The sequence below is a fragment of the Lysobacter sp. 5GHs7-4 genome, assembly GCF_021284765.1.
In the GTDB taxonomy this organism is placed as follows: domain Bacteria; phylum Pseudomonadota; class Gammaproteobacteria; order Xanthomonadales; family Xanthomonadaceae; genus Lysobacter.
Map to the genome: position 1 here is coordinate 3,706,749 of NZ_CP089924.1, position 20,574 is coordinate 3,727,322.

General features: G+C 69.1%; 19 protein-coding genes and 1 pseudogene. 14 read left to right on the forward strand and 6 right to left on the reverse strand.

Going from position 1 to position 20,574, the window contains the following annotated elements; translation table 11 throughout:
• Window positions 1-173: 173 nt before the first annotated feature.
• The 3 genes and pseudogenes from LVB77_RS16710 to LVB77_RS16720 form a co-directional block, all read right to left on the reverse strand.
• Window positions 174-1,343, reverse strand: a complete 1,170-nt coding sequence (locus tag LVB77_RS16710) for a patatin-like phospholipase family protein (RefSeq protein WP_232907210.1) — start codon at window positions 1,341-1,343, stop codon at window positions 174-176.
• A 63-nt stretch (window positions 1,344-1,406) separates the two neighbouring features.
• Entirely contained in the window at window positions 1,407-2,192 is a 786-nt protein-coding gene (locus tag LVB77_RS16715) for a 3-hydroxybutyrate dehydrogenase (RefSeq protein WP_232907211.1), read from the reverse strand.
• Window positions 2,193-2,612: 420 nt separating this feature from the next.
• Window positions 2,613-3,077 (reverse strand): annotated as a pseudogene (locus LVB77_RS16720) (SET domain-containing protein-lysine N-methyltransferase); the annotation flags it as partial.
• 405 nt (window positions 3,078-3,482) lie between these two features.
• Between LVB77_RS16720 and LVB77_RS16725 the strand changes: the two are divergent.
• The 7 genes from LVB77_RS16725 to LVB77_RS16755 all read left to right on the forward strand — a co-directional run bounded on the left by LVB77_RS16725 (window position 3,483) and on the right by LVB77_RS16755 (window position 9,837).
• Window positions 3,483-3,965 carry an SUF system Fe-S cluster assembly regulator gene (locus tag LVB77_RS16725; protein WP_232907212.1) on the forward strand — a complete coding sequence of 161 codons (483 nt, stop codon included), beginning with the start codon at window positions 3,483-3,485 and terminating at the stop codon, window positions 3,963-3,965.
• Between the two features lie 16 nt (window positions 3,966-3,981).
• Complete coding sequence (gene sufB, locus LVB77_RS16730) at window positions 3,982-5,481, forward strand: Fe-S cluster assembly protein SufB (RefSeq protein WP_232907213.1); 1,500 nt, start codon at window positions 3,982-3,984, stop codon at window positions 5,479-5,481.
• 145 nt (window positions 5,482-5,626) lie between these two features.
• Entirely contained in the window at window positions 5,627-6,391 is a 765-nt protein-coding gene (gene sufC, locus LVB77_RS16735; protein ID WP_232907214.1) for a Fe-S cluster assembly ATPase SufC, read from the forward strand.
• Between the two features lie 88 nt (window positions 6,392-6,479).
• Complete coding sequence (gene sufD, locus LVB77_RS16740) at window positions 6,480-7,685, forward strand: Fe-S cluster assembly protein SufD (protein ID WP_232910329.1); 1,206 nt, start codon at window positions 6,480-6,482, stop codon at window positions 7,683-7,685.
• Entirely contained in the window at window positions 7,682-8,914 is a 1,233-nt protein-coding gene (locus LVB77_RS16745) for a cysteine desulfurase (protein WP_232907215.1), read from the forward strand. Before sufD ends, LVB77_RS16745 begins: the two co-directional genes overlap by 4 nt.
• Window positions 8,911-9,456: a GNAT family N-acetyltransferase gene (locus tag LVB77_RS16750; RefSeq protein ID WP_232907216.1), complete on the forward strand. Its 546-nt coding sequence runs from the start codon at window positions 8,911-8,913 to the stop codon at window positions 9,454-9,456. The genes LVB77_RS16745 and LVB77_RS16750 overlap by 4 nt, the downstream gene beginning before the upstream one ends.
• Window positions 9,457-9,513: 57 nt before the next feature.
• Window positions 9,514-9,837, forward strand: coding sequence for a non-heme iron oxygenase ferredoxin subunit (locus tag LVB77_RS16755; protein WP_232907217.1), 324 nt, complete (start codon window positions 9,514-9,516; stop codon window positions 9,835-9,837).
• A 30-nt stretch (window positions 9,838-9,867) separates the two neighbouring features.
• Here the strand turns inward: LVB77_RS16755 and LVB77_RS16760 are convergent, their stop codons facing one another.
• Window positions 9,868-10,914, reverse strand: coding sequence for an alpha/beta hydrolase (locus tag LVB77_RS16760; RefSeq protein ID WP_232907218.1), 1,047 nt, complete (start codon window positions 10,912-10,914; stop codon window positions 9,868-9,870).
• Window positions 10,915-11,257: 343 nt separating this feature from the next.
• Here LVB77_RS16760 and LVB77_RS16765 point away from each other — a divergent pair, with 343 nt between their 5' ends.
• The 7 genes from LVB77_RS16765 (at window position 11,258) to LVB77_RS16795 (ending at window position 19,136) form a co-directional block, all read left to right on the forward strand.
• The gene (locus LVB77_RS16765) at window positions 11,258-13,579 is read left to right on the forward strand and encodes a TonB-dependent siderophore receptor (RefSeq protein ID WP_232907219.1); all 2,322 of its coding nucleotides are present in this window, start codon (window positions 11,258-11,260) and stop codon (window positions 13,577-13,579) included.
• 63 nt (window positions 13,580-13,642) lie between these two features.
• Complete coding sequence (locus LVB77_RS16770; RefSeq protein WP_232907220.1) at window positions 13,643-14,329, forward strand: Fe2+-dependent dioxygenase; 687 nt, start codon at window positions 13,643-13,645, stop codon at window positions 14,327-14,329.
• An 86-nt stretch (window positions 14,330-14,415) separates the two neighbouring features.
• On the forward strand, window positions 14,416-14,991 hold the full coding sequence (locus LVB77_RS16775; protein WP_232910330.1) for a PepSY-associated TM helix domain-containing protein: 576 nt from the start codon (window positions 14,416-14,418) through the stop codon (window positions 14,989-14,991).
• Window positions 14,992-15,007: 16 nt separating this feature from the next.
• Complete coding sequence (locus tag LVB77_RS16780; RefSeq protein WP_232907221.1) at window positions 15,008-15,529, forward strand: DUF2271 domain-containing protein; 522 nt, start codon at window positions 15,008-15,010, stop codon at window positions 15,527-15,529.
• A gap of 88 nt (window positions 15,530-15,617) precedes the next feature.
• Window positions 15,618-16,424: a DUF4198 domain-containing protein gene (locus LVB77_RS16785; protein WP_232907222.1), complete on the forward strand. Its 807-nt coding sequence runs from the start codon at window positions 15,618-15,620 to the stop codon at window positions 16,422-16,424.
• Between the two features lie 31 nt (window positions 16,425-16,455).
• Window positions 16,456-17,460 carry an FAD:protein FMN transferase gene (locus tag LVB77_RS16790; RefSeq protein WP_232907223.1) on the forward strand — a complete coding sequence of 335 codons (1,005 nt, stop codon included), beginning with the start codon at window positions 16,456-16,458 and terminating at the stop codon, window positions 17,458-17,460.
• Window positions 17,461-17,477: 17 nt separating this feature from the next.
• Window positions 17,478-19,136 (forward strand): sulfite reductase flavoprotein subunit alpha, encoded by a 1,659-nt coding sequence (locus tag LVB77_RS16795; RefSeq protein ID WP_232907224.1) that lies wholly within the window; start codon window positions 17,478-17,480, stop codon window positions 19,134-19,136.
• Between the two features lie 290 nt (window positions 19,137-19,426).
• Here the strand turns inward: LVB77_RS16795 and LVB77_RS16800 are convergent, their stop codons facing one another.
• Window positions 19,427-19,747 (reverse strand): hypothetical protein, encoded by a 321-nt coding sequence (locus LVB77_RS16800; RefSeq protein ID WP_232907225.1) that lies wholly within the window; start codon window positions 19,745-19,747, stop codon window positions 19,427-19,429.
• A 157-nt stretch (window positions 19,748-19,904) separates the two neighbouring features.
• Entirely contained in the window at window positions 19,905-20,534 is a 630-nt protein-coding gene (locus LVB77_RS16805; protein WP_232907226.1) for a HutD family protein, read from the reverse strand.
• Window positions 20,535-20,574: the final 40 nt, after the last annotated feature.

Genomic DNA, 20,574 nt, shown 5'->3' on the forward strand with positions numbered 1-20,574 from the left:
GTTGCGTGTGGTGCTGACTCTGGCGGTTGCGCAGCCCGAGCGTGGCGAAGCCTAGACGGCGTGCGTCCGGTTACCGCATGGCAAAAGTCATGGCAACCATCGGCAGGGTTTGCGCATCCGCCGTTGGCACGGATTCTGCCTCGTCAAGGTGCGCGCGACCGCGGGCGCTTGTTTCAAGGCGCGGTGGCGTCGTGGGACACGAAAGCGACTTCGCCGGTGGGCAATTCCAGCCATTCCGGATGCGCCAAGGCGCGCGCGATGTCGGCTTGGCCAGACAGCCAGTGTTCACGCATCGCGACCCGGCCGAACTGGTAGTCCTTGAAGTGGCCGATGCGCGCGCGTTCGCGATAGATCAGATGGATCACGCTGTAGCGGCGGTCGCAGGCCAGCTGCGCGGCGTACTGCGCCCAGGGATTGCTGCGGCGCACGTCCTCCGGGATCTCTTCCAGCAGTTCGCGCAGCAGGCGCCGGTAGTGCTGGGCCACGCGCTGGGTCTCGGTGATCAGCCGTGTACGGCTGGAGTACTGAATCTCTTTCTGCCGCTCGGCCACGTCCAGCAGCGTCTGCGGCAGCTCGCCCTGCGCGCTCCACAGATCGACCTGGAACACCAGGGTGTCGCGGCGCGGCTCGCTGGCCAGCACCTGCGACAGCGGCGTGTTCGACACCAGGCCGCCGTCCCAGTAGTACTCGCCGTCGATCTCCACCGCCGGAAACGCCGGCGGCAGCGCACCGGAGGCGAGGATGTGGCGCGCGTCCAGGCGCATCTGCGTGTTGTCGAAATACTCCAGATTGCCGGTGCGCACGTTGACCGCGCCCACCGAGACCCGGATGCCGCCGTCGTTGAGGCGGTCGAAATCGACCATGCGCTGCAAGGTCGCGATCATCGGCGCGGTGTCGTACCAACTGGCCTGCGCCGGACCCGGCGCGGCCAACGGATCCCAACCGCGCGGCTGGTAGAAACCGCGCTGGCCTTCGACCAGCGCGCGCCAGGCTTCCCAGGTGTCCAGCCAGGCGCGCAGTTCGTCGCCCAGCCCGGCGTAGCGCGCCTCCTGGCCCAGCGTGGTCGCCGGCAGCAGGGTCGGCTGCGAAATCGTGTCCCAGAACTCGCGCAGCGCCTCGACCCGCCGCCCGGGCGGATTGCCGGCGATGATCGCGGTGTTGAAGGCGCCGATCGAGATCCCGGCCAGCCAGTCGGGCGCGACGCCGGCCTCGTCCAGGCCCTGGTAGACGCCGGCCTGGTAGGCGCCCAGGGCGCCGCCGCCCTGCAGCACCAGGGCGGTGCGCTCGGGACGGCGCTGCGGCGGCGGGACGGCGGTGTTTCGGGCGGGCGCGGCGTTTTTCACCCTCGCGCGCTTGCGCGGGAGCGAAGCAGCACGCTTGCCCGGAGTGTCGGCCATGCGGCGACCTTACTGCATGTACCAGCCGTGGCTGACCACGATGCTCTGCCCGGTCAGGGCCGCGCTGGGGAACTCGGACAGGAAGCGCACGGTCTTGGCCACATCCTCGACGGTGGTGAACACGCCGTCGACGGTGTTGCCCAGCATGACCTTGCGGATCACTTCGTCCTCGCTGATGCCCAGCTCCTTGGCCTGCTCGGGAATCTGCTTGTCGACCAGCGGCGTGCGCACGAAGCCCGGGCAGACCACGTGACTGCGCACACCGTGCTTGGCGCCTTCCTTGGCCAGCACCCGCGACAGGCCCAGCAGGCCGTGCTTGGCGGTGACGTAGGCCGACTTCAGCGGCGACGCCTCGTGCGAATGCACCGAGCCCATGTAGATCACGGTGCCGCCCTTGTTGTCGCGGTACATGTGCGGCAGCACCGCCTTGGTGGTCAGGAACGCGCCGTCCAGGTGGATCGCCAGCATCTTCTTCCAGTCGCCGAAGGCGTAGTTCTCGATCGGGTTGACGATCTGGATGCCGGCGTTGGAGATCAGGATATCGACGCCCCCCAGCTCGGCCACCACGCGCTCGATACCGGCGTTCACCGCCGCCTCGTCGGTCACGTCCATGGCCACGCCGATCGCGCGCCCGCCGGCGGCGACGATCTCGTCGGCCACGGCCTGGGCGCCGGCCTGGTTGAGGTCGGCGATGGCGATCGCGGCGCCGGCGCGGGCCAGCTCATGGGCGATTTCCTTGCCGATGCCGCTGGCGGCTCCGGTGACGACGGCGACCTGGCCTTGGATCGAACTCATGATGGCTCCTGGGAATGCGTAGGGGGCGCGACGCAGCGGGCGCGAGAGCGGCCATTGTCGCCGCCCTGCGTTATCGCGGCGTTGCGGCGCGGGACCGCAGTGTCCCGCGAGCGCGGCGCGGCCGGCCATCGGCCATTGGTACCAACCGGCCCCGCGCGGCGCCCGCTTCTCTTACAGGAGCCGCGCCCGCTGCAGGGTCGGCGCAAGCCGAACTCGCTTCCTGTGGGAGCGGCGTGAGCCGCGATCGCGAATCCGCGCCTACGGCGCAGGCTGGGGACGACGGTCGCGGCTGACGCCGCTCCTACCCCAAAGCAGGGCGCGCGCCCTGCCTCAATCCTTCTTGGACTTCTTCTTGTCCTTCTTTTTCTTCTTGTCCTTGTCCTTCTTCTTTTTCTTCTTGTCCTTCTTGTCTTTCTTGTCCTTCTTCGGCTGCAGCATGGTGCCGGTGCAGTTCTCGGCGCCGCAGCGGCACTCCCAGATCTGCTTCAGGCGCTTGGTGTGCTTCTCGGCCAGGGTGATGCCGTAGTTGTAGGACAGCTCCTCGCCCGGCTCGATCGTGCGGATCGCCTCGATGAAGACCCGGTCCTGGCGGCGGTCGTCGCCCTCGTCCTCGTCCAGCACCGCCTCGCAGTTGGGCGCGCAGCTGTGGTTGATCCAGCGCGCGCTGTTGCCCTCGAAATTGGCGTCGATCACGTACTCGTCGTTGAGCGTGAACAAGAAGGTATGGCCGGAGTCGGTGTCGCCCGAATCGCCCGCGTCCACCTCCTCGTGGGTGCGGCGGCGGCCCTTGTACTCGATGACGCGCTCGCCCTTGGCGATCGGCGTGACGGCGAAGACGCCGTTACCGTGGATGGCGGAGCGGCGGGCGGCGATCTTGCGCGGCATGCGGTAGTCCAGACGGAGACGAACGCGCATTTTGACCGCAAACGCGCGTCCACGGCCATCGGCGATGGCGCATCGCTCGCACGAGCGCGATCGCCTCGCGCGTTTGCGCCCGCTCGCGCCGGCCGATCTGCGGAGCAAACGCGAGCGGCGATCGCGCTTGCGGCCCCGGCCACCGCGCACATACGTGGCGGCTAGGCGCATGTCGAACGAACCCCGGCACGCACACCCGCGCCTGCGCCGCTACCTACCGGTTCCTCGGCGTCCGCTGCCGATCCGGCCGGCGCCGTGCACGCCCTGACCCCCGCTACGCCGCGCCCCCGCCCTGAACCGCCTGAATGCGGCCCCTGGCCCCGCCCGCCCGGAAACCGTACAATTCCGGTACGGATTAAACCGACCGCACCGACCATGCTCCGCGTCACCAAACTCACCGACTACGCGACGGTCGTCCTGACCGTGCTTGCCGCCCATTGCGACGGCACGCCGGAGGCTGCGCCCGATACGGTGCTCAGCGCCTCCGAGCTGGCCGAGCGCGCCGGCCTGGAGACCCCGACCGTGAGCAAGCTGCTCAAGCCGCTGGCCCAGGCCGGCCTGGTCGAAGGCTTCCGCGGCGCCAACGGCGGTTACCGCCTGGCGCGGCCGGCCGATCGGATCGGCCTGATCGAGATCGTCGAGGCCATGGAAGGGCCGCTGGGCATGACCGAGTGCAGCGTCCACGCCGGCAACTGCGGCATCGAGCAGCAGTGCGGCGTGCGCGCCAACTGGCGCCGCATCAACGACGTCGTGGTCGAAGCCCTGCGCAGCGTGACCCTGGCGCAGATGCTGGCGCCGCCCGCGCCCCCGCCCGAACCCGACGCCAGGCGCATCGCATTGCGCCTGGCCAACGCATAGACAGTAGGCAGCCCCCATGGCCACCGACATCATCGAACAGACCTCCGCCGACGCCGCGCCCGCCGATCTCGCCGACCGCCCGCTCCAAAACGAGGCGATCCACGAGCAGCTGGGCCGCCGCTACGAGGCCGGTTTCGTCACCGACATCGAATCCGACAGCCTGCCGCCCGGGCTGAACGAGGACATCATCCGCGCGCTTTCGGCCAAGAAGGACGAACCCGAGTGGATGACCGAATGGCGCCTGGCCGCCTACCGGCACTGGCTGACCATGCCGATGCCGCACTGGGCCAAGCTCAACATCGCCCCGATCGACTTCCAGGGCGTGAGCTACTACTCCGCACCCAAGGCCAAGTACGCCTCGCTGGACGAAGTGCCGCAGGAACTGCTGGACACCTACGACAAGCTGGGCGTGCCGCTGCACGAGCGCGCCAAGCTGGCCGGCGTGGCGGTGGACGCGGTGTTCGACTCGGTCTCGGTGGGCACCACCTACCGCAAGGAGCTGGCCGACAAGGGCATCGTGTTCTGCTCGATGTCCGAGGCGATCCGCGAGTACCCCGACCTGGTGCGCAAGTACCTGGGCAGCGTCGTGCCCACCCACGACAACTACTTCGCCGCGCTCAACTCGGCGGTGTTCTCCGACGGCAGCTTCGTGTTCATTCCCAAGGGCGTGCGCTGCCCGATGGAGCTGAGCACCTACTTCCGCATCAATGCCATGGGCACCGGCCAGTTCGAGCGCACCCTGATCGTGGCCGAGGACAAGAGCTACGTCAGCTACCTGGAAGGCTGCACCGCGCCGATGCGCGACGAGAACCAGCTGCACGCGGCGGTGGTCGAGCTGGTCGCGCTGGAAGACGCCGAGATCAAGTACTCGACCGTGCAGAACTGGTACCCCGGCGACGAGAACGGCGTCGGCGGCATCTACAACTTCGTCACCAAGCGCGGCGAATGCCGCGGCGCGCGCAGCAAGATCAGCTGGACCCAGGTCGAGACCGGTTCGGCGATCACCTGGAAGTACCCGTCCTGCGTGCTGATCGGCGACGACTCCAGCGGCGAGTTTTACTCGGTGGCCCTGACCCATCACCGCCAGCAGGCCGACACCGGCACCAAGATGATCCACGTCGGCAAGCGCACCAAGTCCAAGATCGTCAGCAAGGGCATCAGCGCCGGCCGCGGCCAGAACACTTACCGCGGCCTGGTCAAGGTCGAGCGCAGCGCCGAGGGCGCGCGCAACCACACCCAGTGCGACAGCCTGCTGATCGGCAAGAAGTGCGGCGCGCACACCTTCCCCTACATCGAAGTGCGCCACCCCAACGCCACCGTCGAGCACGAGGCCACCACCTCCAAGATCAGCGACGACCAGCTGTTCTATTGCCGCAGCCGCGGCATCGGCGAGGAAGACGCGGTGTCGATGATCGTCGACGGCTTCTGCAAGTCGGTGTTCAAGGAACTGCCGATGGAGTTCGCGGTGGAGGCGAAGAAGTTGCTGGAAGTTTCGCTGGAAGGGTCGGTCGGCTGATATCTGCTTTTCCTTCTCCCCCGGGAGAAGGTGCCCGAAGGGCGGATGAGGGTCCGGCGCGAGTACGTGGCAACGCGCTCGCGCCGGACCCTCACCCCAACCCCTCTCCCGCCGGGAGAGGGGCCTAAAAGACACTGGAATACGTATGCTCAAGATCGAAAACCTCCACGTCCGCGTCGCCGGCAAGGACATCCTCAAGGGTCTCTCGCTGGACCTGCAGCCCGGCCAGGTGCATGCGGTGATGGGGCCCAACGGCGCCGGCAAGTCCACGCTGGGCAACGTGCTCGCCGGCCGCGACGGCTACGAGGTGGTCGAGGGTTCGGTCACGTTCCAGGGCCGCGACCTGCTGGCGCTGGAGCCGGAAGAGCGCGCCGCCGAAGGCGTGTTCCTGGCCTTCCAGTACCCGGTCGAAATCGCCGGCGTCAACAACACCTACTTCCTGCGCGCCGCCCTCAACGCCCAGCGCAAGGCGCGCGGCGAAGCCGAGCTGGACTCGATCCAGTTCCTCAAGCTGGTGCGGCAGAAGCTGGCCGTGCTGCACCTGAAGGACGAGCTGCTCAATCGCGGCGTCAACGAAGGCTTCAGCGGCGGCGAGAAGAAGCGCAACGAAATCTTCCAGATGGCGGTGCTGGAACCCAAGCTGGCGATCCTGGACGAGACCGACTCCGGCCTGGACATCGACGCGCTCAAGAACGTGGCCGAGGGCGTCAACGCCTTGCGCTCGCCCGAGCGCGCGTTCCTGGTGATCACCCACTACCAGCGCCTGCTCGACTACATCAAGCCCGACGTGGTGCACGTGCTGGCCGACGGCCGCATCGTCGAGAGCGGCGGGCCGGAGCTGGCGCTGGAGCTGGAAGCGCACGGCTACGCCTGGCTCAAGGACCGCATCGCACCGACCGCGGCGGCCTGACATGAGCGCCTTGCTGGACTCCTTCTCCGAAGCGCTGGCCCCGCTGCTGCAGCGCCAGCGCTACCACGGCCCGCAACGCAGCCAGGCGATGGACGCCGCACTGCGGGCCGGCCTGCCGCATGCGCGCAGCGAGGCTTGGAAGTACACCCCGCTGCGCAACCTTGAGCGTCGCCGCTACGCCGCGCCGCAGCCGGGCCTGTTCGACGCCGCCCTGCTGGCCGCGATTCCGGCGCCGCGTTTGGTGTTCAACAACGGCCGCTACGACGCCGCCCTGTCCGACCTCGGCGGCCTCGCCGCCGGCGTCTCGCTGCGGCCGCTGTCGCAGGTGCTGGCCGAAGACGATGCGCGCGCGTCGAATTTCCTGGAGCGCCGCTATGAGCGGCCCGAGGACATCTTCGCCCGCGTCAACGCCGCCCTGGCCGAGGACGGCGCGGTGCTCAAGGTCGCCGCCGGCACCCAGGGCGGCAGCGTGCATCTGGTGTTTGTGGGCGCGCCCGTCGAGGGCGACATCGCCTGGCACCTGCGCAACCTCATCGAACTGCAGGAAGGCGCCAGCCTGACCGTGGTCGAGCACCAGCTCGGCGGCGGCGAGCACAGCCACCTGGGCAACAGCGTCAGCCACGTGCACCTGGCCACGCGCGCCGCGCTCACGCACGCGCGCGTGCAGGACGAGGCCGCGGGCGCGGTGTCGATGGCGCGCACCGACGCCGTGCTGTCGCGCGAAGCGGTCTACCGCCGCCTCGACCTGGAACTGGGCGCGGCCCTGTCGCGCCACGAACTCAATGTCGCCCTGCACGGCGAAGCCGCGCGCGTGCACGCCAACGGCGTGCTGCTGGCGACCGGCAAGCGCCATCTCGACACCCGCCTGGGCATCGACCATGTCGGCCGCGACAGCGCCTGCGACCTGGTCTGGCGCGGCATGGGCGCCGGCCGTTCGCGTGCCGCTTTCCACGGCGGCATCCTGATCCGCGAAGGCGCCGACGGCACCGCGGCGATGCTGTCGAACAAAAACCTGCTGCTGTCCGAAGGCGCCGAGATCGACACCCAACCGGTGCTGGAGATCCACGCCGACGAGGTCCAGGCCGCGCACGGCGCGACCGTCGGCCAGCTCGACGCCAACGCCCTGTTCTACCTGCGCTCGCGCGGCGTGCCCGCCGAGCAGGCGCGCGCGCTGCTGACCGCCGCGTTCTGTCGCGAGACGCTGAGCGTGTTCGACGACGCCGGACTGCGCGCGTTGCTGGAAGCGCGCCTGGACACCGCCCTGTCCGCGCTGGAAGCAGGCACCGCCGCATGAACGCTGCCGCCGCCCCTATCGACTGGGCCGCCGTCCGCGCCGACTTCCCGCTGTTGGCGCGCGAGGTGCACGGCAAGCCGCTGATCTATTTCGACTCGGCCAACACCGGCCAGAAGCCCGAAGCGGTGATCGCCGCGGTCGACGACTTCTACCGCCGCCACAACGCCAACGTCAGCCGCGCGGTGCACGCGCTGGGCACCGAGGCCACCGAGGCCTACGAAGGCGCGCGCAACAAGCTGGCGAAGTTCCTCAACGTGCGCGCCGACGAGCTGGTGCTGTGCAGCGGCACCACCTTCGCGCTGAACCTGGTCGCGTATTCCTGGGCGCTGCCGCGGCTGCAGCCCGGCGACGCGATCATGCTCACGCGCATGGAGCACCACGCCAACATCGTGCCCTGGCAGTTGGTCGCCCAACGCACCGGCGCGGTCATCAAGGTCGCCGAGATCGACGCCCTGGGCCAGCTCGACCTGCCGCAGTTGTACTCGCTGCTGACCCCGGACGTGAAGCTGCTGGCGCTGACCCACGTGTCCAACGTGCTGGGCACGGTCAATCCGGTGCGCGAGATCTGCCGCGAGGCGCGCAAGCGCGGCATCATCAGCGTCGTCGACGGTTCGCAGGCCGCGCCGCACCGCGCGCTCGACATCGCCGCGATCGGCTGCGACTTCTATGCCATCACCGGCCACAAGATGAACGGCCCCACCGGCACCGGCGCGCTGTGGGCGCGGCGCGAGCATCTGGCGCAGATGCCGCCGTTCCTCGGCGGCGGCGAGATGATCAAGGAAGTGCGCTTCGAGGGCACGGTGTTCAACGACGCGCCGCACAAGTTCGAGGCCGGCACGCCCAACATCGCCGGTTTCGTCGGCCTGGGCGCGGCGGTGGACTACTTGTCGGCCCTGGGCATGCAGCACGTGGAGGCACGCGAGCAGGCGCTGCTCGAGTACGCGACCGCCGCGCTGTCGGCGGTGCCCGGCCTGCGCATCTTCGGCCAGGCGCAGGAAAAAGCGGCGGTGATCAGCTTCCTGGTCGAGGGCGCCCACGCGCACGACCTGGCCACCCTGCTCGACCTGGAAGGCGTGGCGATCCGCTCCGGCCATCATTGCGCGCACCCGCTGATGCACCATTTCGGCGTGCCTGCGACCTGCCGCGCCTCGCTGGCCTACTACAACACCTACGACGAGATCGACGCTTTCGTCGCCGCCTTGAACAAAGTCCGCACCCTGCTCGCATGAACGACACGCCCCTGAGTTTCCGTCCCGCCACCCACGCCGACATCGACGCGCTGGTGGCCCTGGTCGAATCGGCCTACCGCGGCGACAGCAGCCGCGTAGGCTGGACCACCGAGGCCGACCTGCTCGGCGGCCGCCGCACCGGCGCCGACGACATCATCGAATGCATCGAGCGCCCGCACAGCGTGCTGCTGGTGGCCGAACGCGCCGCCGATGGCGGCGACCCGGAGCTGCTGGCCTGCGCGCACGTCGCGATCGAGGACGGCGCCGGCTACTTCGGCCTGTTCTCGGTGCGCCCGAGCCTGCAGGGCGGCGGCATCGGCAAGATCGTCATCAACGAAGCCGAGCGCATCGCGCGCGAGGACTGGCGGCTGCCGGCGATGCGCATGACCGTGATCGACGTGCGCAGCGAGCTGATCGCCTATTACGAGCGCCGCGGCTACCGCCGCACCGGCGTGATCAAGCCGTTCCCGTACGGCGATGCGCGTTTCGGCGATCCCAAGCGCGACGATCTGCGCTTCGAGGTTCTGGAAAAGCTGTTCTGAGCACCGCGCCAGCCCGCCGTTGACCGGCCACCAGCCAGCCGTAAGAGAGCACGCACCATGGGCAACTGGATTTTCGTTTGCGCCACCTCGCAGTTGCTGCCTGGCGAGTCCACCGTGGCCTGGGACGGCGACACGCCGATTCTGGTCTGCAACTACGACGGCGACTATTACGCGCTGGAGGACAAGTGCTCGCACGAGGACTTCGAGCTTTCGGCCGGCAACTACGACGGCGAAGCCGCCACGGTCGAGTGCGTGCTGCACGGCGCCAAGTTCGACATCCGCGACGGCCGCCCGCTGTGCGCGCCGGCTTACAGCCCGGTGCCGAAGTTCCCGGTCAAGGTCGACGACGTCGGCGTCTGGACCCGCGACGACCGCGGCTGATGCGGCCCGGCGATCGGGCCGCGACCCTGTTCAATCCTTGCTCAAGGCGCGTCGCAGCGCGGCCTGCCAGCTGGCGCTGAACTCGCGCGAGACTCGCGCCTGCCCGCTCATGATGTCGAAGCCGTGATAGGCACCTGGCACTACCTGCAGCTCGACGGGCACGCCGGCCTCGATCAAACGCGCGGCAAACGCCAGGTCCTCCTGCGCGAACAGGTCCAGGGCGCCCACGCCCATCCACGTCGGCGGCAGACCGCGCAGATCGGAGACGCGCGCCGGCACCGCTTCGGCGGGCGCCGTGTCCATGGTCGGCGTGCGCCCCAACACCGATGTCCAACCGTAGGCGTTCGAGCCCTCGTTCCAGATGTAGCGCCCGACGTGCGCGGGCGCTGAGCGCAGCGTGGTGCGGTCGTCCAGCATCGGGTAGCGCAACACCTGTAAGCGGATCGAGTGCTCGCCGCGGTCGCGCGCGCGCAAGGCCACCGCGGCCGCGAGGCCGGCGCCTGCGCTCTCGCCAAGCAGGGCGATGCGGGCGGAGTCGACGCCCAGCGCATCGGCCGAGCGATGCAGCCAGCCCAGCGCCGCGTAGGCGTCGTCCAACCCAGCCGGGGTCGGGTGTTCGGGCGCGAGCCGGTAGTCGACCGACACCACCACCACTTCCAGCGCGCTCGCCAGTCTCTGCAATTCGGGCATCACCACTTCCGGCACGCCTACGACATAGCCTCCACCGTGCAGATGCAGCACCGCCGGCTTGCCGCCCCGTTCGGGGGCGGGATCGAAGATCAGCACGCGCAGACGCGGATTGCCGGCACCGCCTTCGATGTAGCGCTCTAGCGGCTGAACGGCCGGCGGCGGCAGGGTCGGCGGCGGCGGCGCCCGGCGCACCGCCTGCACGTTGCTCCCATCCAAGGTCAATGCCGGAATCTGCGCCAGCACGGCGCGCAACTCCGGATCGACCTGCGCCAACGCGGCCGCATCGACGGCAGCCGTCGCGGTGCCCGACGCCGATTGGGCGCCGGCGTCCGCCGCACACAGGCAGGCGATCAGAGCGAGGGACGAAGCAGGAACGGATCGACGCATGGGTACTCCTGTGTGAGGGGCGGCGCTTGAGCGCTGCGTCGCAGGTCGCCGGGGCGTGGCCTGCCTTCATCTGGCCCGCCACGCCGACAGATCGGAACAGCCTGCCAGGGCCAAGCGCTGCCCATTTCGAAGTTGTCCGAAGCATGACACTGCCTCATCGCCCTCGGTTTCCCCTGCCCCTGCCGGCTTCCCCAGCCCCCTCTGGCGCGTTTCGACCACCGCCGAGCCGGTTTTTCTCGACTCCGCGTTCATTTTTCGTTGCAAATGCGAATCGCTCTCATTAATATTCCCGATTGACGCGGCCCCAGCGGCCGCACCTCCCCTACGCTTTCTCGGAATTCCCATGTCGACCACGAAGTTCGTCGTGTCGCCGCTTGCCGGCGCCCTTGCTCTCGCCCTCAGCGTTCCTGCGGTCGCCGCCCCCGCGCCCGACCCCCAGGCCAAGGATCTGGACGGCGTCGAAGTCCACGGCGTGAAGGTGCAGAAGGCCAGCTCGGGCAAGTACACCGCGCCGCTGCGCGATACCCCGCAGACGATCACCGTGATCGACCGCAGCACCATCGACGGCCAGAACCTGCTGTCGCTGCAGGACATCCTGGCGACCCTGCCGGGCATCACCTTCGGCGCCGGCGAAGGCGGCGGCGGTTTCGGCGACAAGATCAACCTGCGCGGCTTCGACGCCAGCAACGACATCACCGTCGACGGCGTGCGCGACAGCGGTCTGTACAGCCGCACCGATCCGTTCAACCTGGAATCGGTGGAAGTCATCAACGGCGCCAACTCGGTCTACTCGGGCGCGGGCTCGGTGGCCGGCACCATCAACCTGGTCAGCAAGTCGGCCGGCGCCACCGAATTCCACCGCGCCAGCATCGCCGCGGGCACCGACGACTACGCCCGCGTCACCGCCGACAGCAACTTCCTGCTCGGCGAGAGCAGCGCGTTCCGCATCAACGTGATGGCGCACCAGAACGACGTACCCGGCCGCGACGTCGAGCGCAACGAGCGCTGGGGCATCGCGCCCTCGCTGACCTTCGGCCTGGGCAGCGACACCACCTGGACGCTGAACTACGTCCACCAGGAAGACGACAACATCCCCGAGTACGGCGTGCCGTTCTTCAACGGCGGCCCGCTGCCGGGCGTCGATCCGTCGACCTATTACGGCTACAAGAACATCGACAAGCAGGAAATCGAGTACGACTCGCTGACCTCGATCCTGGAGCACCGTTTCAGCGACACCATGAAGGTGCGCAACCTGACGCGCTGGCAGCAGGTCGACCAGTTCTCGCTGGTGGACGCGGTGCAGGGCACCTGGTGCATGCCCAACGGCCTCACTCCGCTCGGCGTCGCCTGCCCGGCCGGCGTGGGCCCGGGCCGCTACTTGCCCAGCGGCCCGCGCGGTTTCGGCCGCGACACCCGCAACACCACGCTGTACACCCAGACCGACCTGACCACCGAGTTCAACACCGGCCCGGTGCAGCACACCCTGGTCGCGGGCTTCTCGGTGATGCACGAAAGCTTCGACCTGGACACCACCAGCGATTTCCGCAACGCCAACGGCACCAACCCGTACATCACCGGCCTGCCGACGATGGACATGTTCAACCCGGACAACGTCTACCGCGGCCCGATCAACCGCACCCTGACCGGCCGCACCGAAGGCGAGCTCGACAACCAGGCGATCTACGTGTTCGACACCATCAAGTTCAGCGAGCAGTGGTTGCTGAGCCTGGGCGCGCGCTACGAGCACAACGAAGGCAAGACCAACACCGCCACCGTGGTGCTGGCGCCGACCACCGTGGGCGCGCCGCTGCCGGCGCAGCCGATCGGCACCGTCACCGGCTACGGCGTGCCGGCCAAGAACACCGACGATCTGTTCTCGTATCGCGCGGGCTTGGTCTACAAGCCGGTCGAGAACGTCAGCATCTACGCCGCCTACGGCAACTCCAAGACGCCGTCCAAGGCCTCGGTCAACGGCTCGTGCACGCTCACCAGCACCACCGGCACCGCCAACTGCACGGTCGATCCGGAAACCGCGGTCAACTACGAGATCGGCGCCAAGTGGGACCTGTTCGACGGCCGCCTGGCCCTGACCGGCTCGCTGTTCCGTAACGATCGCGAGAACTACAAGGTCTCCGATCCGGGCAACCCGAACAACCCGACCGGCGCGCAGCAGCTCGACGGCCGTGCGCGCGTCGACGGCGCGATGCTGGGCCTGTCCGGCCTGCTCACCGACCATTGGGCCGTCTACGCCAACTACGCCTACCTCGACAGCGAAGTCGTGCAGGGCGTGTCCGACCGTCAGGCCGGCCTGGGCCTGGACTACACCAAGGGCGACCGCCTGCTGAACGTGCCGGAGCACTCCTTCAGCCTGTGGACCACCTACGACCTGTCGCCCAAGTGGCAGATCGGCTACGGCGCGACCTACCAGGGCAAGATCTGGCTGACCCAGCACAGCGCGACCAACCCCAACGGCCCGCTGGTCACCGCCGACAGCTATTGGACCCACCGCGCGATGGTCAACTACAAGATCAACCGCAACGCCGCCCTGCAGCTCAACGTCAGCAACCTGGCCGACGAGGAGTACTACACCCGCATCCGCAACAACGGCTGGGCGACGCCGGGCGAGGCGCGCCAGGTGGTATTGAGCGCCAACTTCACGTTCTAATCCGGACTTCCACGTCCGCGCGCGCCGCCCGGGACCTCCCGGGCGGCCGCATTGAGGCCATCCATGCTGCTGCACGTCCCCAAAGTCCTCGGCCCCGAACAGGTCGCGCATTGCCGGCAGCGGCTGGCGCAGGCCGGCTGGGCCGACGGCCGCATCACCGCCGGGCATCAGTCGGCCAAGGCCAAGGACAACGCGCAGCTGCCCGAAAACGATCCGGTCGCGCGCGAGCTGGGCGCGATCATCCTCGACGCCCTGGCCAAGAGCCCGACCTTCTTCTCCGCCGCACTGCCGCAGCGCGTGTTCCCGCCGCTGTTCAACCGCTACGAAGGCGGCCAGGCGTTCGGCTTCCACGTCGACAACGCGATCCGCTACGACCGCAGCCGCGGCGGCATGGACACGGTGCGCACCGACCTGTCGGCGACGCTGTTCCTGTGCGAGCCGGAGGAATACGACGGCGGCGAACTGGTGATCGAGGACACCTACGGCAGCCACAGCATCAAGCTGCCGGCCGGCGACCTGGTGCTTTACCCCGGGACCAGCCTGCACAAGGTCACGCCGGTCACGCGCGGCGCGCGTCTGGCCTCGTTCTTCTGGATCCAGAGCCTGCTGCGCGAGGACGCGCAACGCCGGCTGATGTTCGAACTCGACGTCTCGATCCGCCGCCTCACCGCCGACGTGCCCGAGCATCCGGCGCTGGTGCAGCTGACCGGCGTGTACCACAACCTGCTGCGGCGCTGGAGCGAGCCTTGAGCGCCAGCGACGCCACCGCGCGCGCGCGCGATGCGGCCGCCGCCAAGGCCGGCGATCCGAACCGGCGCGCGTACTGGCTCAAGACCCTGCACCGCTGGCATTGGATCAGCGCCGCGCTGAGCCTGGTCGCGCTGGTGCTGTTCGCCGCCACCGGCATCACCCTCAACCACGCCGCGCAGATCGAATCCGAGCCGCAGGTGGTCACGGTCAAGGACACCTTGCCGGCCAGCGCCTTGCGCGGCCTGCAGGGCGAGCGCGCGGCCGATGCGCCGCTGCCGGCCGGCGCGCGCGACTGGCTGCGCGCGCAGCTGGGCGTGAACGCCGAGGGCCGCAGCGTGGAATGGTCCGACGGCGAGGTCTACGTGTCGCTGCCGCGCCCGGGCGGCGACGCCTGGCTCAGCATCGACCGCGAGAGCGGCGCGATCGAATACGAAGTCACCACCCGCGGCTGGATCGCCTGGCTCAACGACCTGCACAAGGGCCGCAACACCGGCGCGGTGTGGCGCTGGTTCATCGACCTGTTCGCGGTCGCCTGCCTGCTGTTCGCGCTGACCGGCCTGTGGCTGCTGCAACTGCACGCGCGCCAGCGCGGCAAGACCTGGCCGCTGGTCGCGGCGGGGCTGGCGATACCGGCGCTGCTGATCGTCCTTTTCATGCATTGACCCCCTGGAGATAGCGATGAAGTTGTTGCCCCGCACCGCACTGATCGTCGCCCTGGCGATGCCGGTGTCGGCGATCGCCGCCGACCTCGACCTGAGCATCGAGATCCCGCGCCTGAAGGTCGCCGAATACCACCGCCCCTACGTCGCGGCCTGGATCGAGCGCCCCGACAACACGGTCGCCGCCAACCTGGCGGTCTGGTACGACGTCGACATGAAGAACGGCGAAGGCACCAAGTGGCTGAAGGACATCCGCCAGTGGTGGCGACGCAGCGGCCGCACGCTGAAGATGCCGGTCGACGGCGTCAGCGGCGCGACCCGCGCGGTCGGCCAGCACGCGCTGAACTTCAAGGGCGGCAGCAAGCCGCTGGCCGGTCTGGCCCCGGGCCAGTACACGCTGGTGGTCGAGGCCGCGCGCGAAGTCGGCGGCCGCGAAATGCTGAGCATTCCGTTCCAGTGGCCGGCCAAGGGCGGCGCACAGAACCTGTCGGCGCAAGGCAAGACCGAACTGGGCGCGGTGCGCCTGGCGGTGAAGCCCTGATCCGCGATCAGGCCGCGCGCGCATCGCGCCGCGGCTTCGCGTCCGTCTCGCTTACGACGAACTCTCTCATCACTTCGGAGCTGCGCCCATGAAGATCAAACTCGCCGCCCTCGCGCTCGCCGCGCTCGGCTTCGCCACCTCCGCACAGGCGCACAAGGCCTGGCTGCAGCCCTCGCAGACCGTGTTCTCCGACAAGGGCGCCTGGCTGACCGTCGACGCGGCCGTGTCCAACGACCTGTTCTACTTCAACCACGTGCCGCTGCCGCTGGAGCGCTTGCGCATCACCGCGCCGGACGGCAGCGCGGTGCAGCCGCAGAACGCGGCCACCGGCAAGCTGCGCAGCGTGTTCGACGTCGAACTGGCGCAGGAAGGCACCTACAAGATCGCCATGGTCAACGAGGGCATGTTCGCCAGCTACAAGCTGGGCGGCGAAGCCAAGCGCTGGCGCGGCAAGGCCGAGGAGTTCAAGGCCGGCATCCCGGCCGGTGCGACCGAAGTCAACGCATCGGAAAGCATGGGCCGCGTCGAGACCTTCGCCACCGTCGGCTCGCCGACCACCACCGTGTTCAAGAGCAGCGGCAAGGGCATCGAGCTGGTGCCGGTCACCCACCCCAACGACCTGTTCGCGGGCGAGAAGGCGACCTTCCAGTTGCTGGTCGACGGCAAGCCGGCCGCGGGTCTGAAGATCGAAGTGGTGCCGGGCGCGACCCGTTACCGCGATCAGCAGAACGACATGCAGCTGACCAGCGGCGCCGACGGCAAGTTCGAGATCACCTGGCCGCAGGCCGGCATGTACTGGCTGGAAACCGCCAGCGAAGACGCCAAGACCACGCTGCCGGAAGCCAAGCAGCGCCGTCTGAGCTACGTCGCCGTGTTCGAAGTGCTGGCGCAATAAGCGAACCGACGTGCGAACGCCTGAGGTCCGCATGACGTGGAGCGGCACGAGTTGGGGCGACTCCGCCCCAACCGCCGCCAGCACGCGTGCGCTGCACACGCTGACCGGCCGCAGCATGGGCACGCAGTGGTCGGTGAAGCTGGTCGCCGAGGCCGCCGCCCTGACGGCGCTGGAGCGCGGCATCCAGGCGCGCCTGGACGAGGTCGTCGCGCAGATGAGCACCTGGGAGCCGGATTCCGACCTCAGCCGTTACAACCGCGCCGAGGCCGGCACGGTGCAGGCGCTGCCGGACGGTTTCTATGCGGTGCTGGACGCGGCGCTGAAACTGGCCGCCGACACCGACGGCGCCTACGACCCCACCGTCGGCCCCTTGGTCAACCTGTGGGGCTTCGGCCCCGACGGCGCGCGCGACGCGACGCCGTCGGAGGCCGACATCGCCCAGGCGCAGGCACGCGTGGGCTGGCAGCGGGTCGGTTTCGATCCGCTCGCGCGCAGCGCGACGCAGGCTGGCGGCACCTATCTGGATTTCTCCTCGATCGCCAAGGGCTACGGCGTGGACCGCGTGGCGGCGTGGCTGCGCGAGCAACAGATCGACGCCTTCCTGGTCGAGGTCGGCGGCGAGCTGTACGGCCACGGGCGCAAGCCCGATGGCGGCGCCTGGCGAATCGCGATTGAACGCCCCCAGCACGATGCCGAAGAGGACGACGGCGGCGCGGCGCTCGCGTTGGACGGATTCGCGATCGCGACCTCTGGCGACTACCGGCGCTATTTCGATCACCAGGGCCGCCGCTATTCGCACACCGTCGACCCGCGCAGCGGCCGGCCGGTCGCGCATGCGCTGGCCTCGGTCAGCGTGCTGCACCCGCAATGCATGCAGGCCGATGCCCTGGCCACGGTGCTGGCGGTGCTGGGCCCGCAGGCGGGCATGGCCTACGCCAACCGCCGTCAGTTGGCGGCGATGTTCGTCATGCACGACGGCGACGGCTTCCTGACCCGGATGACGCCGGCCTTCATCGCGCGCCAGCGCGCGGCCTGAGGTTGCGTTCGTCGCGTATGTCCGCCCGTACCACTTCCGCTGCTGCGCACCGACGCATCGACTTGAGCACGATCGGCAACGCGCTGGTATTGCTGGCGCTGGCCGTGCTCGCCTACCTGTTGCTGCGCTGGCAGGCCGAGCCGGTGCGCTGGCTGGCACCGGACCGGCAGCGGCTGCTGTGGGCGGCCGCGGGCGCGGGCGCATACGCCGCCTTCGTCGGCGCCGTCGCTTGGGCGCGCGCACGCCGCGCGCGTGCGCAGGCGTTGCCGCGCGCGGCCGCGGACACCGCCCACGAATGGCTGGTCGCCTACGCCAGTCAGACCGGCCACGCCGAGTTCCTGGCGCGTCGCAGCTGGCAGGCGCTGGCCGACAGCGGCATCGGCGCCGATATCGCCTTGCTCGGCGGCCTGGATGGGAGCGCGTTGGCGCGCTATCGCCAAGCGCTGTTCGTGGTCAGCACCACCGGCGAAGGCGACGCGCCGGATTCGGCCGCGCGCTTCGTGCGCGTGGCGATGGGCGCGCCGGCGGATCTGTCCGGCCTGCGCTATGGCGTGCTCGCGCTGGGCGATCGCGAGTACGAGCAGTACTGCAGCTTCGGACACCGCCTGGATCACTGGCTGCGCCACGCCGGCGCGCAGCCCCTGTTCGATCTGGTCGAGGTCGACAACGGCGAGCCCGGCGCGCTGCGCCACTGGCAGCATCACCTGGGTTTGCTCGCCGGCCACACCGATCTGCCCGATTGGAGCGCGCCGTCGTACCGCCCTTGGCGCCTGAGCGAACGCGCGCTGCTCAACCCGGACAGCGTCGGCGGCCCCGCGTTCCATATCGCGCTGACGCCGGAAGACCCGGCCGAACTGCAATGGCAGGCCGGCGACATCGCCGAGATCGGGCCGCGCAACGGCGAAGCCGATGTGGCCGCATGGCTGGCGGAGGCGCAGCAGGACGGCGCGGCACCCGTGCGCATCGGCGATGAGATCGACAACTTGACCGCCCGCCTGCGCGCTTCGCGCCTGCCCGACGCGCACGCCGCGCGCACGCAGTCGCCGCAAGCGATCGCCGAGGCCCTGCAGCCGTTGCCGCACCGCGAGTACTCGATCGCCTCCCTGCCAGACGACGGCAGCCTGCACTTGCTGGTGCGGCAGATGCGACAGCCCGACGGACGCCTGGGCAGCGGCAGCGGCTGGCTGACCGCGCATGCCGCCGAACAGGCGCGCATCGATCTGCGCATCCGCCGCAACCCCTCCTTCCACGCGCCGCCCGACGCGCGGCCGATGATCCTGATCGGCAACGGCACCGGCATCGCCGGCCTGCGCGCGCTGCTGAAGACGCGCATCGCCAACGGACAGACGCGCAACTGGCTGCTGTTCGGCGAACGCAGCGCGGCCCACGACTTCCACTACCGCAACGAGCTGCAGACCTGGCTGAGCGACGGTCTGATCGAGCGCATCGACCTGGCGTTCTCGCGCGACGGCATCGAACGCGTGTACGTGCAGCAGCGCCTGCGCGAACAGAGCGCGCGCTTGCGCGAATGGTTGGACGCGGGCGCCGCGGTCTATGTCTGCGGCAGCCTGGAAGGCATGGCGCCGGCGGTGGATGCCGTGCTGCGCGAGACGGTGGGCCTGGAGGCGCTGGAAGCGATGGCGCTGGATGGGCGCTACCGGCGCGACGTGTACTAACGCGCCCCTTCAACGCTATATCCGAGCCGGTGGCGCCGCCACGTTGCTCGCCATTCCCGCTGCTCACGCCCCGACTCACTTCGTGCCCGGTGGCGCCCCGGCTTTCCGCCCCCGCGGAAACGAAGATCTTGCGCTCGTGGCGCTCTATGCCGTCATCCCCGCGAAAGCGGGGATCCAATGACTTCAGTGCCATGCGTCGGCGAACAGCTCAACACCCAGACGGGAAACGAGGATCTTGGATTCGTAGTGCCTTATGCCGTCATCCCCGCGAAAGCGGAGATCCTGTGACTTCAGCGCCATGCGTCGGCGAACAGCTCAACACCCAGACGGGAAACGAGGATCTTGGATTCGTGGCGCTCTGTGCTGTCATCCCCGCGAAAGCGGGGATCCAGTGACTTCAGCGCCATGCGTCGGCGACTAAGCGCACCCTGCCTGCCGCTCCATCCAATTCCGCTACTCGCACCCGTCATTCCGGCGAAAGCCGGAACCCATGTTGACGTTGACTCTTTGAAGCGCCAAGCCGAAGCGAAATCAAAATGGGTTCCGGCTTTCGCCGGAATGACGGATTTTGCGGTTGCCACGGCCTGCGGATTTGCGCTTTTCCCCGGCATACGGATCCTCCGGCTACCTGGGTACGCGAGTGCCGGATTGTCTGGGAACACGAAGCTTCGAGTGCGCAGGAACAAGGAGCTTCGTTTGTCCGGGAACAATTCCACCTCGACGCTCTCACGCGTGTAGCCATGGCCGGCCGTGCCGGCGCGCAGCGCTCTACTCAGCCCGCGCCACCCGCACCAACAGCACTTCGCCGCCGCCGTCGAGCACCGCGCGCAAGCGTGCTGCGCCGGCGGCGAGCACCGCAGTGTCGCCGGCCGCCAACGGCGGCAGGCCGGTGTCGTCGGCGAAGCGGGCCTGGCCGGCGATCAGGTGCACCGCCCAGGTCTGGCCCGGCTCGGCGAAGATCACCATCGGCCCCACCAGCGGGCGGTGCCACAGTTGCGCCTGCACGCGGTCGCGGCGCCACATCAGATTGAAGTCGTGGGTGACGCCGTCGATCAGTTCGCCCCGGACCACGCGTTCGCCGGCGAAGCGCAGCTTGTCGTGCGGCGGCAGCAATTCGTGCAGTTCGCCGTCGTCGAAACGCAGGCGCAGGCCGTTGCCGCTGAGCAGCACCAGTTCGCGGTCCACGCCCGGAAAGGCCGAGAACGCGGCGTCGCGTTCAATCTCGGCGATCGACAGGCGCCAATCCCAATCGTCGCCGTCCACCGGCCGCGCCTGCGCGTCCAGGCGCAGGATCTCGCGCGTCCAGCCGAGCTGGTTGCGCCAGCGCTCGCGTCGGTACTCGTTGGCCGGAATCGCCCAGCAGCGCCCGCCGTGGGCGGTCCCCGTTTCGTCTGTCATCGCCATCGCTGTCGTCGGCCTGGATGGCGGAAAGTCTAAC

Bases quoted from the DNA above. Each gene is read 5' to 3' on its own strand.
- LVB77_RS16805 (WP_232907226.1), bottom strand. From the start codon at position 20,534: ATGACAGACGAAACGGGGACCGCCCACGGCGGGCGCTGCTGGGCGATT.
- LVB77_RS16780 (WP_232907221.1), top strand. From the start codon at position 15,008: ATGAAGTTGTTGCCCCGCACCGCACTGATCGTCGCCCTGGCGATGCCG.
- LVB77_RS16765 (WP_232907219.1), top strand. From the start codon at position 11,258: ATGTCGACCACGAAGTTCGTCGTGTCGCCGCTTGCCGGCGCCCTTGCT.
- LVB77_RS16750 (WP_232907216.1), top strand. From the start codon at position 8,911: ATGAACGACACGCCCCTGAGTTTCCGTCCCGCCACCCACGCCGACATC.
- sufB (WP_232907213.1), top strand. From the start codon at position 3,982: ATGGCCACCGACATCATCGAACAGACCTCCGCCGACGCCGCGCCCGCC.
- LVB77_RS16790 (WP_232907223.1), top strand. From the start codon at position 16,456: ATGACGTGGAGCGGCACGAGTTGGGGCGACTCCGCCCCAACCGCCGCC.
- LVB77_RS16770 (WP_232907220.1), top strand. From the start codon at position 13,643: ATGCTGCTGCACGTCCCCAAAGTCCTCGGCCCCGAACAGGTCGCGCAT.
- LVB77_RS16785 (WP_232907222.1), top strand. From the start codon at position 15,618: ATGAAGATCAAACTCGCCGCCCTCGCGCTCGCCGCGCTCGGCTTCGCC.
- LVB77_RS16755 (WP_232907217.1), top strand. From the start codon at position 9,514: ATGGGCAACTGGATTTTCGTTTGCGCCACCTCGCAGTTGCTGCCTGGC.
- LVB77_RS16795 (WP_232907224.1), top strand. From the start codon at position 17,478: ATGTCCGCCCGTACCACTTCCGCTGCTGCGCACCGACGCATCGACTTG.
- LVB77_RS16760 (WP_232907218.1), bottom strand. From the start codon at position 10,914: ATGCGTCGATCCGTTCCTGCTTCGTCCCTCGCTCTGATCGCCTGCCTG.
- sufC (WP_232907214.1), top strand. From the start codon at position 5,627: ATGCTCAAGATCGAAAACCTCCACGTCCGCGTCGCCGGCAAGGACATC.
- LVB77_RS16715 (WP_232907211.1), bottom strand. From the start codon at position 2,192: ATGAGTTCGATCCAAGGCCAGGTCGCCGTCGTCACCGGAGCCGCCAGC.
- sufD (WP_232910329.1), top strand. From the start codon at position 6,480: ATGGACGCCGCACTGCGGGCCGGCCTGCCGCATGCGCGCAGCGAGGCT.
- LVB77_RS16725 (WP_232907212.1), top strand. From the start codon at position 3,483: ATGCTCCGCGTCACCAAACTCACCGACTACGCGACGGTCGTCCTGACC.
- LVB77_RS16745 (WP_232907215.1), top strand. From the start codon at position 7,682: ATGAACGCTGCCGCCGCCCCTATCGACTGGGCCGCCGTCCGCGCCGAC.
- LVB77_RS16800 (WP_232907225.1), bottom strand. From the start codon at position 19,747: ATGCCGGGGAAAAGCGCAAATCCGCAGGCCGTGGCAACCGCAAAATCC.